Annotated in this window: 14 protein-coding genes and 1 riboswitch; of the genes, 5 read left to right on the top strand and 9 right to left on the bottom strand. The window is 47.8% G+C overall.

Annotated elements, in window-relative coordinates; all coding sequences use genetic code 11:
- Nucleotides 1-192 precede the first annotated feature (192 nt).
- A riboswitch (TPP riboswitch) is annotated at nucleotides 193-305 on the top strand.
- Nucleotides 306-475: 170 nt separating this feature from the next.
- Nucleotides 476-1,276 (top strand): bifunctional hydroxymethylpyrimidine kinase/phosphomethylpyrimidine kinase, encoded by an 801-nt coding sequence (gene thiD, locus JK223_RS08805; protein WP_212713804.1) that lies wholly within the window; start codon nucleotides 476-478, stop codon nucleotides 1,274-1,276.
- A 167-nt stretch (nucleotides 1,277-1,443) separates the two neighbouring features.
- Here thiD and JK223_RS08800 read toward each other — a convergent pair whose 3' ends face one another.
- Complete coding sequence (locus JK223_RS08800; protein WP_212713803.1) at nucleotides 1,444-1,668, bottom strand: hypothetical protein; 225 nt, start codon at nucleotides 1,666-1,668, stop codon at nucleotides 1,444-1,446.
- 493 nt (nucleotides 1,669-2,161) lie between these two features.
- On the opposite strand from JK223_RS08800, the gene JK223_RS17150 reads away from it, so the two are divergent.
- Nucleotides 2,162-2,305, top strand: coding sequence for a DUF3289 family protein (locus JK223_RS17150; RefSeq protein WP_212713802.1), 144 nt, complete (start codon nucleotides 2,162-2,164; stop codon nucleotides 2,303-2,305).
- Nucleotides 2,295-2,759 carry a DUF943 family protein gene (locus tag JK223_RS08790; RefSeq protein WP_212713801.1) on the top strand — a complete coding sequence of 155 codons (465 nt, stop codon included), beginning with the start codon at nucleotides 2,295-2,297 and terminating at the stop codon, nucleotides 2,757-2,759. The genes JK223_RS17150 and JK223_RS08790 overlap by 11 nt, the downstream gene beginning before the upstream one ends.
- Nucleotides 2,760-3,044: 285 nt before the next feature.
- Here JK223_RS08790 and JK223_RS08785 read toward each other — a convergent pair whose 3' ends face one another.
- The gene (locus JK223_RS08785) at nucleotides 3,045-3,959 is read right to left on the bottom strand and encodes a LysR family transcriptional regulator (protein WP_212713800.1); all 915 of its coding nucleotides are present in this window, start codon (nucleotides 3,957-3,959) and stop codon (nucleotides 3,045-3,047) included.
- A gap of 445 nt (nucleotides 3,960-4,404) precedes the next feature.
- On the opposite strand from JK223_RS08785, the gene JK223_RS08780 reads away from it, so the two are divergent.
- Together JK223_RS08780 and JK223_RS08775 are read left to right on the top strand one after the other, a co-directional pair.
- The gene (locus JK223_RS08780) at nucleotides 4,405-5,712 is read left to right on the top strand and encodes an MFS transporter (RefSeq protein WP_249213539.1); all 1,308 of its coding nucleotides are present in this window, start codon (nucleotides 4,405-4,407) and stop codon (nucleotides 5,710-5,712) included.
- Nucleotides 5,713-5,740: 28 nt separating this feature from the next.
- Entirely contained in the window at nucleotides 5,741-7,213 is a 1,473-nt protein-coding gene (locus JK223_RS08775; protein WP_212713799.1) for an amidase, read from the top strand.
- A gap of 217 nt (nucleotides 7,214-7,430) precedes the next feature.
- Here JK223_RS08775 and JK223_RS08770 read toward each other — a convergent pair whose 3' ends face one another.
- The 7 genes from JK223_RS08770 to JK223_RS08740 form a co-directional block, all read right to left on the bottom strand.
- The gene (locus JK223_RS08770; RefSeq protein WP_249213538.1) at nucleotides 7,431-7,739 is read right to left on the bottom strand and encodes a DUF1311 domain-containing protein; all 309 of its coding nucleotides are present in this window, start codon (nucleotides 7,737-7,739) and stop codon (nucleotides 7,431-7,433) included.
- 441 nt (nucleotides 7,740-8,180) lie between these two features.
- A complete protein-coding gene (locus tag JK223_RS08765; RefSeq protein ID WP_212713797.1) occupies nucleotides 8,181-8,501 on the bottom strand; it encodes a DUF1493 family protein in 321 nt (106 codons plus the stop codon).
- Nucleotides 8,502-8,610: 109 nt separating this feature from the next.
- Nucleotides 8,611-9,066 carry a lysozyme inhibitor LprI family protein gene (locus JK223_RS08760; protein WP_212713796.1) on the bottom strand — a complete coding sequence of 152 codons (456 nt, stop codon included), beginning with the start codon at nucleotides 9,064-9,066 and terminating at the stop codon, nucleotides 8,611-8,613.
- A complete protein-coding gene (locus JK223_RS08755; protein WP_212713818.1) occupies nucleotides 9,063-9,986 on the bottom strand; it encodes a peptidoglycan-binding protein in 924 nt (307 codons plus the stop codon). Before JK223_RS08755 ends, JK223_RS08760 begins: the two co-directional genes overlap by 4 nt.
- 359 nt (nucleotides 9,987-10,345) lie before the next feature.
- The gene (locus JK223_RS08750) at nucleotides 10,346-10,780 is read right to left on the bottom strand and encodes a hypothetical protein (RefSeq protein WP_212713795.1); all 435 of its coding nucleotides are present in this window, start codon (nucleotides 10,778-10,780) and stop codon (nucleotides 10,346-10,348) included.
- Nucleotides 10,758-11,144, bottom strand: coding sequence for a polymorphic toxin type 44 domain-containing protein (locus tag JK223_RS08745; protein WP_212713794.1), 387 nt, complete (start codon nucleotides 11,142-11,144; stop codon nucleotides 10,758-10,760). The genes JK223_RS08750 and JK223_RS08745 overlap by 23 nt, the downstream gene beginning before the upstream one ends.
- A gap of 1,215 nt (nucleotides 11,145-12,359) precedes the next feature.
- Nucleotides 12,360-12,767: a putative T6SS immunity periplasmic lipoprotein gene (locus JK223_RS08740; RefSeq protein WP_212713793.1), complete on the bottom strand. Its 408-nt coding sequence runs from the start codon at nucleotides 12,765-12,767 to the stop codon at nucleotides 12,360-12,362.
- Nucleotides 12,768-13,026 lie beyond the last annotated feature (259 nt).

Below are 13,026 nucleotides of genomic sequence, written 5' to 3'. Positions count from 1 at the left end.
GGGTGTGGGTGTGGGTGTGGGTGTGGGTGTGGGTGTGGGTGTGGCGGGTGATAAATTCAGTCTGTACACACAATCTCAGGAACAGACGCCGTTAACGTCACAGGATCCCTCCTCTTCATCACCGTTGCTCCAGTGCTGTTCAACCCGGACCTGCGTAATATTGACATTCACCGCCCTCTCCCCCTTTAATAACGGATATGTCGGGGGAGTCTCACCAGAGAGACTGAGAGGCTATCAGCAAGGTATAGCGACCCTTAGAACCTGATCCGGTTGATACTGGCGTAGGAAGACGAACGAATGACCTGTCCGCAAAGGTTGCGGTAATGCCTTCTTTTCTCTGTCTTTCCTGCCGGCCGCGGACGTACATGCCCGTGCTATCCCTGTCAGGCTCCCCTCTTAACTACCGATGTCTGCCCTTTCGGGTGCAGCATTTTACTCTGTGTGCAGATAAGACCACAGGACTCAGGGAGGCAGCATGACACAGCCACAGGCATTAACCATCGCAGGCTCTGACAGTGGCGGGGGTGCAGGCATTCAGGCAGATATTAAGACAATGCAGGAATTCGGGGTATTCGGTACCACGGCGATTACGGCTGTCACAGCACAGAATACGCTGGGCGTCCGGGCGGTTCAGGTCATGCCGCTGTCTCTGATTGCCGCTCAGATAGATGCCGTCGCTATGGATTTTACCCTGTCAGCGGTGAAAACAGGCATGCTGGCGGACAGCGATATTATTGCCTGTGTCGCAGAAAAGATTAAACAACACCGGCTGCCCGGATTAGTTATTGATCCGGTGATGGTGGCGAAAGGCGGAACGCCGCTGTTGCAGGAAAGCGCCCTCGACAGTCTGCGCCGTTTATTGCTGCCACAGGCCTGTGTGATCACGCCGAATATTCCGGAAGCCGAAGCACTGGTGGGTTACCCACTGCAGAGCCGTGAAAGGAGGGTGAAGGCTGCACGCGAGCTATGCAGGATGGGTGCCTTCAGTGTCGTGCTGAAAGGAGGGCACAGTGAGGAAGACGATGCCGCAGACTTTTTCTGCAGTCCGCAGGATGAGGGCTGGCTCACCTCCCCCCGAATTCAGACCCCGCATACACACGGAACCGGCTGCAGTTTCTCTGCCGCCCTGTGTGCATTGCTCGCCAGAGGCCTGCCACTGCCGGAGTGCGTTACGCGGGCAAAATATTTTGTTCACCAGGCCATCCTGACCGCGCCGCAATACGGGCAGGGTCATGGCCCGATAAACCATTTTATTGGCCGTGATATCGCGGGGTGAATGCGCCACGACCGGAACTCCCCCCAAAGCGGTTATCTTCAGTAAAGGGCTTAGCGGTAAAGCCATGCCCGGCCTTCGCCGAATCAATAAACAGGCTTAAAGTTAATGATGTTTTGTCCGCGGGACTTTTAAAAAAAACTTCAGGTTCCGGGGGAAATAATGCCCCCTCAGGAAAGTTTCAAATTTAGCCCCGACTGAGCTGACAGAGCTGACAGAGCTGACAGAGCTGACAGAGCTGACAGGGCGCCGATTAAGTCAGCGATATCTTCCCATCCAATGGTGTCCTGCAGCACTTCTTCATCTGAGTAATCCACAGTCATCCATGATGTAGTGACCGCGGGCAGATTCTTCACAATCAACGCCCTGTATTCATCAGTCTTTTCGCGATTCACCAGAGCTTATCCTGCGGACGTGCAATAGTATTGATTCTGTTCACGATAAAACGCTGAACAGCAGGAACACTCAGGGCAAGACAGCATCAGATATTACCCTAATTTTATAGTGCCTCCCTCACCTGAATGAGGATCCCCGTGATAAATAAAAATATATTTTATCGTCAGAGACAGGTTTAATACCCGGACAGGAAGAGAAACAGCCAATCGTCTTTTTATGGGCATAAGAATATTTCAATCACTTCAATATAAAAGGTCACACCTCTTATTAAAAACGCCCGGTGAATCATGAAATTATTTTCATATAACACCGGTGTTTTTTATAAATGATGTAAAAAACATCAGCACTGAAAAATGCTGAAAAACCTAAGAATAAAATCCGGACATCTACGCGATGCATTATCCATCTGATTAAAAAAATCATTAACACACTTTATTAACTATGAAAACCCTCCGGTTAAAACACCCCGGGTAAGCCTCCTGACCTTCTGGTATGATTTTACTTTTAATACACAGCCAGCTGCTGCTTTTTCAGGTTGGTTTTGTTCTCCAGCGGTATAAAGCATTCGGTTTTAAACCCTTTATCACACAGATAAATTCTGTTATAGAAATTTCCGGGTCCCGTGATGACATTTAAAAATAAGATAATATTACTGGTTCTTACTTTCGTCGTTTTCCTGTTACTGGCCTGCACCCTCCGGGTCGTATTACGTCCGGCAGAGATCGTCGCCATCCATCACAGAAGCAGCGGCTTCAGTGATATCCTGGTAAAAAACTTTCCGTATACCGATCAGGGGAAAATAGCCTGGTGGCTGGAAAATAAAAACGACATCGAAAAAAAATACCACCTTCCCCACCCGGATAAAGACGGTTCCTTCTATCTGACATTCTGGTTGTTTGGCGACAGTTATAAACAGGAAGGGAAATATGACAGACTGTGCTTTAAAGATAAGGTTCCGCCTGAAAACTGTATAGATAAAAACAGAGTCTTCTCCGTACAAACAGGCCGCAACGGAAATATAATATTTATCGCCCGTGGGGGTGTCTATCGTATGACTGAAAACGGAGAAATCACAAAAGAGAAAACCTGAGCTATCCAGCCTCCCCCGGAAAGATGACAGCATCCTCTGCCTTAAGCAATCTGAGTCCGGCAGGAAAGCACCGGTCATGCGCGCCGGGGATAAGCCATTTTTCATTATCGTCAGTCCGGTCAGCAACGGACCGCGCCTGAATGCTTTCGACTGACCCTGCGGTAATTACTGGCGATGGCATACAATGGCCGTGCACTCTGTGCGAAGGTGACTGCCCTGTGACCTCAGTGACCCTGCTGATACAGAGCCTCTGTGGCGGGAGGGAGCATCGGCGAGTCGGCTTCGTCAGCATGTTAGCGCCGGACTGAGCTGCGCTTCAATATATTGCCCCAGGGTTTCATGGAATAACTTTACTGCACGGCTTAACGTTCGCTGAGCCGGTAACCCCAGATCGATGCGTACAATTCCCATCAGGGGGTCATTAAGCGGAATGGCCACTAAATCTTCCGGCGGTTCTTTTTCTGCCAGCGTCATCTTCGGTAAGATAATCAGTGCCAGCCCCTGTCTGCAAAGTTGCTTCTGAATTTCTATGGAAGACGTGACAAAACGTATATCCAGAAGAATACCCTCGCGTTTAGCGGCGGTTTCCAGCGATTGCCTGACGGCGAATCCGCTGGCCGGAGCGGCTATAGGAAAACCGGCGATCTCTCTCAGTGTCAGACCGGAAGACCCGGATAAAGGATGAGTGGGCGACATCAATACCTGATGCTGCACTGAGCAACTGTGGGTGACATTCAGTCCGGAGAGCGCTGGCATATAAAAGCTGACGGCGACATCGGCCCTGTCGCCAACCAATGCTTCCGCGACCCGGGGGGCACTGCCGATATCAATTTCGAACCTGACATCAGGATGTCTGAGACGAAAACATTCGATGGCGGGGATAATCAGTGATGATATCAGGCTTTCTGCACAGGAAATTCTTACCTTGCCAGAGACCTGACTCTGAGCCGAGGATATTTTATCTTTCACCCCCTCCAGTTCACGCAGACAGGACTGTACGGCGAGGGCCAGGTGTTCTCCTTCCGCCGTAAGACGAATACCGCGCGGACTTCGCTCAATCAGCGAGGCACCATAGTAATGCTCCAGCAGTTCAATCTGCCGGGTGACAGCGGTAGGCGTCACAAACAGTTTTTCAGCCGCATCCCGCAGAGAGGAAGATTGTGCTACCTGATTGAAATACCTTAATGCCCTGAGCTGCATTCACTCTCCGTGATATTTTTCCTGAGCTGACTCGTTGATAATACATTCCCGGCAGAGTTTCAAATTGCATTTACTTATGAATCATCATTACCTTGTTTTAAAATAAGACTCTGCGCAGTGACGTTAATAAAAACGCTAAGTTGCGCGACAATTCATCGCAGGCAGTGATTGACTCCCTCTTTAAACATTATTTATGTCACGACAGGTCATAAGAAATTAACCTGATAAAGAGTGTCCAGATTTTGTTTGTACTGTGCACAGATATTTATACTGGTTAATCCATAACGGGTTTGTTATATCTTTTTTCTCATTAAATATTTCGGATAATCCTCCTGCCGGGAGTTTTATCACGTTAAATCAGTATAACCTCAACATTTGCTGAAACAGCATTTTGTGCCAGCCAGTCAGAGCCGGCGACCGATCACTACTGCGGGAGTATAGGATAATGTCGATAACTACCAACACTGATCCCCGGGAAAAAAGACCCTCCCGTAATGAAGTTTTCGCGGTGACATTAGGTGCAGCGGTCGAGTTTTTTGACTTCAGTGCCTACGCAACGTTTGCTGTTTTGATCGGCAACGCTTTTTTCCCTTCACATAGCCCTGTTATCAGTCTCTTATTATCCGTCGCCGTCTTCGGTATAGGTTTTATCGTCCGCCCTCTGGGGGCAATATTTATCGGCAGTTATGCCGACAGAGCGGGTCGTAAACCGGCAATGTTTTTAACCATGATACTGATGGCGCTGGGCACCGGAGGTATGGCATTTCTTCCCTCTTATCAAAGTATAGGTCTGGCTGCACCCGTATTACTGGTCATCGTTCGTATGATACAGGGACTGGCCTGGGGAGGCGAAGCAGGGCCGGCGACGACCTATATTCTGGAATCGGCACCCGCGGGAAAACGGGCATTTTATGCGAGCTGGCAGATAGTTGCGCAGGGTATGGCCGGGATAACGGCCGGATTAATTGGTTATCTTCTGACGCGGACATTAACACCATCACAGTTAGCCGACTGGGGCTGGCGTATCCCGTTTATTTTTGGGCTGACGATCCTTCCGGTCGCGATTTATATCCGTCGTAACCTCCATGATACTTTAGAAAATAAAGCGGAAGCGGTTAAAAAGAATACCCGCTATTTATTAACTGATGTCTTTACTCAGCATCGTGGTTTGATCATCTCCGGAATTTTCATGTTGTCAGGCAGCACCATCACTCAGTACTTCCTGATTTATATGACAACCTATGCCATGAATGACCTGCATTTTTCTTCCGGTATCGCCATGAGTTCTACGATCCTGATTGGTATTTGCGTCGTGCTCTTCTCCCTGGCTGGCGGCTGGATGGCCGATCGTTACGGCCGTAAAATCACCATTATTGCACCGCGTATTATTCTGCTGATTTTATTTATGCCAGGCCTGGAAATTATTACTACCTACCGGAATGAATATGTTTTTTTCGCCGTCATTGTCCTGTTTTCGGCGCTGCAATGTATCAGTGGTTCCGGGGTATTAGTCACCCTGTGCGAGAATTTCCCTAAATCTATTCGCTCGACCGGATTTTCGATTGCCTATGCCTTCGGGATTACATTATTTGGCGGAACGGCACAGTTCGTTTTTTCATGGATAATCAAGGCTACCGGCAACCCGGTGTCACCCGGATATTACCTGATCGCGGCTAACCTGGTGTGTATTCTTTCCGCGGCATTACTCAAAGCGAAGGCCCCCCGCACAGCCATGCTGACATTAAACACCTGAACCGGCCAAAGGCAGAAGGAAGCTATCAATGAAACAAGTGATGACCTGGGATGAATGGGCGACATGTGATGCCACAGCACTGGCAGACTTAATTAAACACGGTGAAGTCACCGCTGCAGAAATTGCCGATCAGGCAAAGCTGGCGACAGAAAAAGTAAACCCGTCACTCAACGCCGTGGTTGAGCTTTTTGAGGATGCCATTACCGCACCCTTTGCGGAAGGGACCAACGCACAAGGCCCTTTTGCCGGTGTTCCGTTGCTGATTAAAGACCTCGGCCCGGGAGTAAAAGGACGGTTACAGGAACAGGGGTCTAAGTTTTTTAAAGGTTTTCGCCAGACCAGCGATGCCTTTCTGACCACTAAAATCCGGCAATCAGGGCTGAATATCATCGGGCGCTCTGCCACACCGGAATTTGGTGTCGCAAGTTCGGCCGAAAACCCTGAGATTTATGTGGTACGTAACCCCTGGAATACTGACTATACCTCGTTTGGATCTTCTGCCGGAGCAGTGGCATCGGTCGCGGCAGGCGTACTTCCGCTCGCTCATGCCACCGATGGCGGGGGTTCTATCCGTATTCCTGCGGGTGCGCAGGGATTAGTGGGTCTGAAAAGCAGCCGCGGCGTGCTGTCAATTGCCCCGGCATTGTCGGATATCACCGGCTATGTTTCGACCCAGGGCTGTGTCAGCCGTTCGGTACGGGACAGCGCATTATTTATCGATAGTTGTCGTGGCGGAGCGCCAGGTGAATTTATGCCTTACTGGAAGGCTGAAGGATCATACACAGAACTTGTGAAGCGTGATCCTCCCCGGTTAAAAATTGCGGTATCCCATGAATGGGGTAACTACCACGCTGACCCGCATTTTGTGACTGAGCTGGAACGTACGGTCCGTCTGCTGGAAGAACTTGGGCATTATGTCGAATGGCAAACCCCGGACATTGATTTTGAGGCGGCTTTTGCCGCTCAGACCACCTGTTATATCAGTAACTTTGCGCAGTTTATTCAGCGTCAGCTCGAAAAAAGGGGACTGACTGAACCGCCTGAAGATCTGGTTGAGCCGATCAATCGTAAAATATGGTTAAAGGGACGGGATATGTCCTACAGCGAGCGCTGGCTGATGCAGGATGTTTTCAACAGCACATCCCGCCAGTTAGGGGCATTTTATGAACAGTGGGATATGATCCTGACGCCTTCGTTTTCTGCACCGACACCTCTGACCGGGGATAAACGCTATCTGACCCTCAGTGACAACCCGGATGTTATGGACTGGTTCTACAGCTTATGGGAACTTTTCTCTTATACTCCACTCGCCAGTCTCACCGGGACTCCCGGTATCTCTGTGCCACTGGCCTGGCAAACCTCAGGGATCCCATTGGGAATGCATTTCCAGACCCGGCAAGCCAACGATGGTCAGCTTCTGCAACTGGCTGCTCAGCTGGAAAGAGCGGCAGGAGGACGGTTTAATGGTCAGCGTATCCCGCAGGTACATGTGACTGTCTGACCCGGCCACGGAGGACCTGTCAGCCCTTTTCATTCAGAGACGCCGTCAATAAGGTGTCAGCCTCTGCGTACAGGGGCCGGAAGATATCACCGGCCCTGCACAGCTTTTTCCCGATGCCGTACCCTGAATCTATAGCGGTTCAAAGCGTTTGACCTGAGAAAACGGGCGAGTATCTTTGGCAGAGATATCTGCTAACGCCCAAAAACGAAGGTGCGATTTACTCAACGACCCGGGGAAGCCCCAGCAGATTAATTTCTTCCTTGTGTCGTCTGTTGAGGTTTATCTCGCACTGATCAATAAATGACTGATAATCATAAGCCTCTTCATCAAGTTCAGTGGCAACGGCAAGGCAAAGTTCCTGCCGGTAGTGCTTCCATAGTGTCTGTGCTTTCATAAATCTTCTGCTGTAGATATCGCCGGAAGTCACACTGGCATTTTCCTGACCGTTAAACCACCCTATATTATTGGTTTTTATCCGTTTAACCGTCTCAGAGATAAGAGCATCCAGATCTGTTTCGCTATCCATTCTGGCCTTCGACAGACATTCATCCTGTTTTGCAGGAATATTATATTTTTTGAAGCATTCTCTCGCCTCAGGGCTTTCAGATAAAGCAGCGATACCTGGCAGTGGCAGGATAAAAAAAACAGCTACTGCAAAACAAAAAAATGTCCTCATTGCAGATACCTCAATCTTTTACGCTGGTCTTCATACCTCATTAAGTTCATATTTTTTGTTATCTATTGAGCGTGCGAGGTGAAATTTCTTTAACTCTTTTTAACTGAGTTTATTCACCTTCCAGCTGGTTTTCCCGGTAGCCGGAAAGCCTCTGTGTATTAAAATCGTGTGCCCGCGATTCACTCATACATTCAGACGTTAAATACGCTACGCTTCCGTGATACTGCCTCCCGCAAGACCGGTTAAACCGAATTAATCTAAGACGGGCTGATGTCCGCCATAGAGCTCGGGTCACTCTCCCCCCCCCAGCCAGCATCCGGCTTCTGCTGAGGCAATAAGCATACTGACCGTTAACGGTGCAGGCTGATGATAATCAGTCTTCAGATACTCAGGAAGAATTCTGTTTGGCAGAAACCTGATACCTTCATTTGGGAAATATTTACGGAAATTAAATCCGGAGGGATCGATATTCAGCAATGCAAAGTATTCATTAAAAAAATCTGAAGCATCTTCGGGGAGTACAGATTCCGCACCGGTACTCAGTGAAGCCTCTTCCTGCATTTCCCAAAAGTACTTTTTAATCAACTGTTTTACAGCGTCCGCCTGATTCATAATCCGGAGTTTTCCTTGCCGACAATTAACTGATAACGGAGGTATGATTGACCTGAAGTATCTTTGCCAGAGAGATCTGCTAACGACCAAAAACGAAGGTGTGATTTACTCAACGGCCCGGGGGAAGCCCCAACAGGCTAATTTCTTCTGTATGTCGTTTGTTGAGGTTTATTTCACACTGATCAATGTTTGCCTGATAATCATAGGCATCCTCATTGATTTGTGACGCCACTGCAAGGCAAAATTTCTTACGATATTGTTTCCATGCATCTTGTGACTTCAGAAAACGGGTGCTGTACACATCGCCGTAGGTTTCGGTAGCGTCCTCTTTACCATTGAATGCACCAATAAAATTAATTTTTATATTCTTTACCGACTTAGCAATTAATGAATCAAGTTGTTTTTCACTGGTTTCTTTTTTATCAGAAAGGCATTCGTAGCCCAGCGGTGGGACTTTTTCATTTTTAAAGCAATTTTCCCACTCTTCCCCCCAGGAAATATTGGCTTTTCCAGTGAGAGGAAGTATTAAGGAAGCTATCAGCAAGGTAACAGTATAATTTTTCATTTTAGATACCTTACTCTTTTCCTGTTATCTTCATAAATCCTGTATTGGGGTATAGACAGGATAAATGATGCTAATGCGTCCTTACCCTCGATTGCTGCTTTGATTAAGCCCTGTGCGTCATATACACCCTGATAAAAGATATCGATAACAACATCTCTGATTTTCCTGTCGAGTCGATACCATGAAGGTGCACCAGGTATATTCTTAGCCATTCTGCTATACAGGCTACGGGCTTCACCCGACTTTATCCGGTAAACAATTTCAAACAGCCGCATCTGCTGCTCGTGGGTGATTTCGCCAACCAGTGGCCCATAGACCTTAACGAACTGAGCGGCCAGTTGATTTCTAAGATACGCCGCCCTGGAACAAATAACCGCTTTGAATTCTTCAATCCCGGCCTGCCTGAGCGTCGCATAAATTTCTCCGGTGCTACGTTCACGCATATCATAACCGCGCCCTAACGTAACGCCGGATCGCCCTCCGGGCCAGTGAAGAATACGGGAAAAGTTGGGATAACGGTGCTGCCTGAACGGTTCTCCTGCGGTGATATAGTCTGTGCCTTCAGCATCAAAAGTTATTTGTCCTTCATGTACCAGGAGCGTCCCCCGGGTATTGCGTGGCCGCCAATGTGGACTTAATGCATTGCTTAACGCCTGAATGAAATAAGTATCAACGGGCGTTATCAGCCCTGAAGGCGACATATTCAGCAGACGTTGATACCAGCGAATAGCCTCTATCGTGGCTTGTCCGCACTGGCCGTCAATCTTCAAAGTTCGCCCGGTGCTCTGCCTGTAACCCGCACCGGAAATGAGTTGCTGGATTTTTTTTACCTCTGCGGGTGCATTGGTGCCGCATGTACCGACCGATGAGAAAAGGCGATCGGAATGCAAAATCCCGGGGGAATGTGAGCGTCCTGTCATATGAGTAAATTCCTTGTCAGTATTTATCCCTGGGTAACCCTGGGTGCAGAATACGCCACCGGGAGTGAAGAGTAACCGTGGGATTGACTGATTTGTCGGCAGCATAACAATTTTTATTTCAAGTCATCATTTTCTAATGCAGGTGATCAGGAGCGAAATAATAGGGAAAGGGAACGGCCGGTAGACCGGATCAGCCCTGGACTGAATACTGGACAGGTTCAGTCCACAAAAGACCGGAGCATATTCGCGGGAGCGCCGTAAGCTAATCGCAGAAACGACTTTTCAGAAAGACAATACGCCGCCGGACGTAAATCAGACGGTCAGTGCCGGCGGCATTGAATAACGTGCTCTGTGAGGCATTAGTTAATCGTGTAAGAAATATGGATATCAGCCTGGCGGCCGTCAATTGAATAGCTGGTAGTATCACTGAGCGAGTAAACTTTTCCGCTATAGATGATGCTGATATGTTCCTTTCCATCGGAAGTTATCTTACTGATACTGCCGTTCCCTGCCAGAAACGGCATCGTATTTTTTAGAGTATTAATCACAACATCATTATTTCCGGTAATCTCCCCGAGTAAATAAAAACGATAAATCATGGGAACGGTCGCATTCCCCTCACGGTTAATGGTGGTGTAAAGCCACAGGGAGTCATTAATTTTATATCTGTGTTGCAACTCATCGCCTGTGCGGGGAGTATCCGTGTGATTAACAGAGATAAAAAATATGACCAGCAATAAAAGCATCAGGGTCACAAGACAATGTAACCCTTTAATAACCCTGCTGACGCGCATACTCAATTCCTTCTCTGATAAAGCGCTGATCGGTTGGATCATCACCATAAGGTGGATTTTGATACCATCGTCCCCACTCGGGTTGAGACGTTCCGGCATGGCTTTGAGCCCACCCGGCTCCCATTAACAGGATATTATCGGGGATACCCGCAGCAGTGCCTGTGGCTCCGAAATTGAAATTTCCAAAATTGGCATACAAGGGGTCAAATTGTTTGTAGTCCCATCGGCCTTTATTCCTGACCATTCGGTAAAACCAGAAGTAAGTCGATGGCAATGCCATATTCCGCGGCATACCATTTCGACGAGCTTCACGCATATTGTTTATGATTATCTGAGCACCGGGCCCCATAGGTATTTTCGGCATAAAACATTCCTCTTCCTTATGAAATGTCTGAATATCATACAGGTATATGATTTTTTTTAATCAGATCTAACGCAACTATTTTACTTCTTTAGAAGTCCGCATCGGGTACAGTTTTTATATAACTGATCCTTCACGAACTGACTGTATTCCGTCTGCACTGCCGTGGTACCGGTGTAGTCGTCCGAAGCCTTCCTTGCCGACAATTTATTGATAATGGTGTACCACATTTTTTGTTATACCGGGATATCCCACAGAGTCAACACAGCACCCAGCCACGGTACCCAACGCCCGAAGTATTCTCCCATGCTTGTGGTATACACCCACTGACCCTGCAACAGTTTTTTCCCCGGTAATCGTCCGATGCCTTACCCTGAATCTATAGCGGCTCAGGGAGAGGGTTACCAGAGACAGTGGGCTGGTTCCTTTTGTTGATGCATCGCCAGGCTTTCTATTAACGGGAATATACGGAAAGCTCATCAACATAGAGGCCACAGCGACTATATAAGCTATATATCTGAATTTTTGAAAATCATTTCAAAGTCACCAATATATGAGTTCCTGTTTGGCGACGCTCATGCTTTAAAAAAACATTTACCGTTCAGCTATTCTGTCGTATCCATATTCATAACTCCCTGTGTTTAGTGTGATTGCTAATACTGACCGAGCTATCTTATACAATTCTTGATATTGGTTGATTCGCGTGGAAATTAAGAAAACGACCCGCCGTGTGCAGTTTTCAACTATCAGGTTATTAAGGATTCATCAGGTTGCTGGCTGTTATATTCTCTCAGCCTGTGCTCTGCGATTTCCTGTTATCAGAAACCGCTATCCCGCTATAGCCAGACTTCCGGTTGTAACAACTGGCTTAGGGAATTGCGGCCTCGCAACAGACATATTTCATGGTGCAACTGGCTTCAACTGACTTCAGGAGGCCTGATAATCTGGTGTCCGTTAAAGCGGGCGTTACGCATAACGAACACCTTTAGGGAACAGATTCAGTATGCCGGAAGATCCTGAGGTGAATATTTTTTACAGGGATACTTAGACTGTCCGGTACCATCAGCGATCATAATCAGACCCGCCTGAATGACCGGGTAAATACTGCCTGGCGCTAAATGCGGTAGATACCACGGTGGCACAGGATATTGACCGGACCGGGTATCCGGAATAAATATGATGGTACGCCAAAGGTGTTTTCTCTTTTTAATCAGAAGATCACGGAGCCTCCCTGATTAAGAAATTACCCTGATTATCCTTCTGCAGGTTAAACGTTTTCTCCAGTCGGTATCTCTCTGAATCATTATCAGAAGAGGCGCCCATTAAGACGGAATAGGTCCCTTCCTGCCATTTAATCTGAGGGTATGAGAGGCACTCCCCCGCAACAATTCCCGGCAGTATGGACTGTTGCGGGGAATCCCAAAAAAATACCCAATATTGTGCTGTTTTTCTGGAAACATAGATCCCCCGGTTTTCTGCTAAGCGAAGACTTTTAACTCTCTCAGAGGGAACAAAGAAACAAGGTGCGTTATCCTGAATGGCGACACCCAACGGGCTAATATAAGATTTTTCAAGGTGGCAACCACTTATCAGTAAAATGCCTGACAGCAGAAATATCTTTCTCATGGGAGATTCCCTTTTGCTGAAAGGTTATTCAGGAAGCCACGTAAAAACTACTTTCAAGGCTTATTTCACCTGGCGTCAGTTTTCGTGAGTCATTTTCCTGTGTGCCCATTATCGCTCTCCTTGCTAACTTAAGTGGTGAAAAATACCCCTATTTCTTTATCAGTGATTAACCTTTATCGCGCGGGTTCGTTATGCCAGGCCTGAGCCAGTCCTGATTAATAGGCACTTGCAAGCACTCACCGAAAAATACGCTTCTTAC

This window comes from Tatumella sp. JGM118, from assembly GCF_018257515.1.
GTDB classification, from domain to species: Bacteria; Pseudomonadota; Gammaproteobacteria; order Enterobacterales; family Enterobacteriaceae; genus Tatumella; species Tatumella terrea.
Note: the sequence above shows the minus strand (reverse complement) of the source record. Positions and strands in the feature narration are given on the sequence as shown.

What these genes read in the sequence shown, in the direction of transcription:
- thiD (WP_212713804.1), top strand. Translation starts at nt 476, where the DNA reads ATGACACAGCCACAGGCATTAACCATCGCAGGCTCTGACAGTGGCGGG.
- JK223_RS17150 (WP_212713802.1), top strand. Translation starts at nt 2,162, where the DNA reads ATGATTTTACTTTTAATACACAGCCAGCTGCTGCTTTTTCAGGTTGGT.
- JK223_RS08790 (WP_212713801.1), top strand. Translation starts at nt 2,295, where the DNA reads ATGACATTTAAAAATAAGATAATATTACTGGTTCTTACTTTCGTCGTT.
- JK223_RS08785 (WP_212713800.1), bottom strand. Translation starts at nt 3,959, where the DNA reads ATGCAGCTCAGGGCATTAAGGTATTTCAATCAGGTAGCACAATCTTCC.
- JK223_RS08780 (WP_249213539.1), top strand. Translation starts at nt 4,405, where the DNA reads ATGTCGATAACTACCAACACTGATCCCCGGGAAAAAAGACCCTCCCGT.
- JK223_RS08775 (WP_212713799.1), top strand. Translation starts at nt 5,741, where the DNA reads ATGAAACAAGTGATGACCTGGGATGAATGGGCGACATGTGATGCCACA.
- JK223_RS08770 (WP_249213538.1), bottom strand. Translation starts at nt 7,739, where the DNA reads ATGGATAGCGAAACAGATCTGGATGCTCTTATCTCTGAGACGGTTAAA.
- JK223_RS08765 (WP_212713797.1), bottom strand. Translation starts at nt 8,501, where the DNA reads ATGAATCAGGCGGACGCTGTAAAACAGTTGATTAAAAAGTACTTTTGG.
- JK223_RS08760 (WP_212713796.1), bottom strand. Translation starts at nt 9,066, where the DNA reads ATGAAAAATTATACTGTTACCTTGCTGATAGCTTCCTTAATACTTCCT.
- JK223_RS08755 (WP_212713818.1), bottom strand. Translation starts at nt 9,986, where the DNA reads ATGACAGGACGCTCACATTCCCCCGGGATTTTGCATTCCGATCGCCTT.
- JK223_RS08750 (WP_212713795.1), bottom strand. Translation starts at nt 10,780, where the DNA reads ATGCGCGTCAGCAGGGTTATTAAAGGGTTACATTGTCTTGTGACCCTG.
- JK223_RS08745 (WP_212713794.1), bottom strand. Translation starts at nt 11,144, where the DNA reads ATGCCGAAAATACCTATGGGGCCCGGTGCTCAGATAATCATAAACAAT.
- JK223_RS08740 (WP_212713793.1), bottom strand. Translation starts at nt 12,767, where the DNA reads ATGAGAAAGATATTTCTGCTGTCAGGCATTTTACTGATAAGTGGTTGC.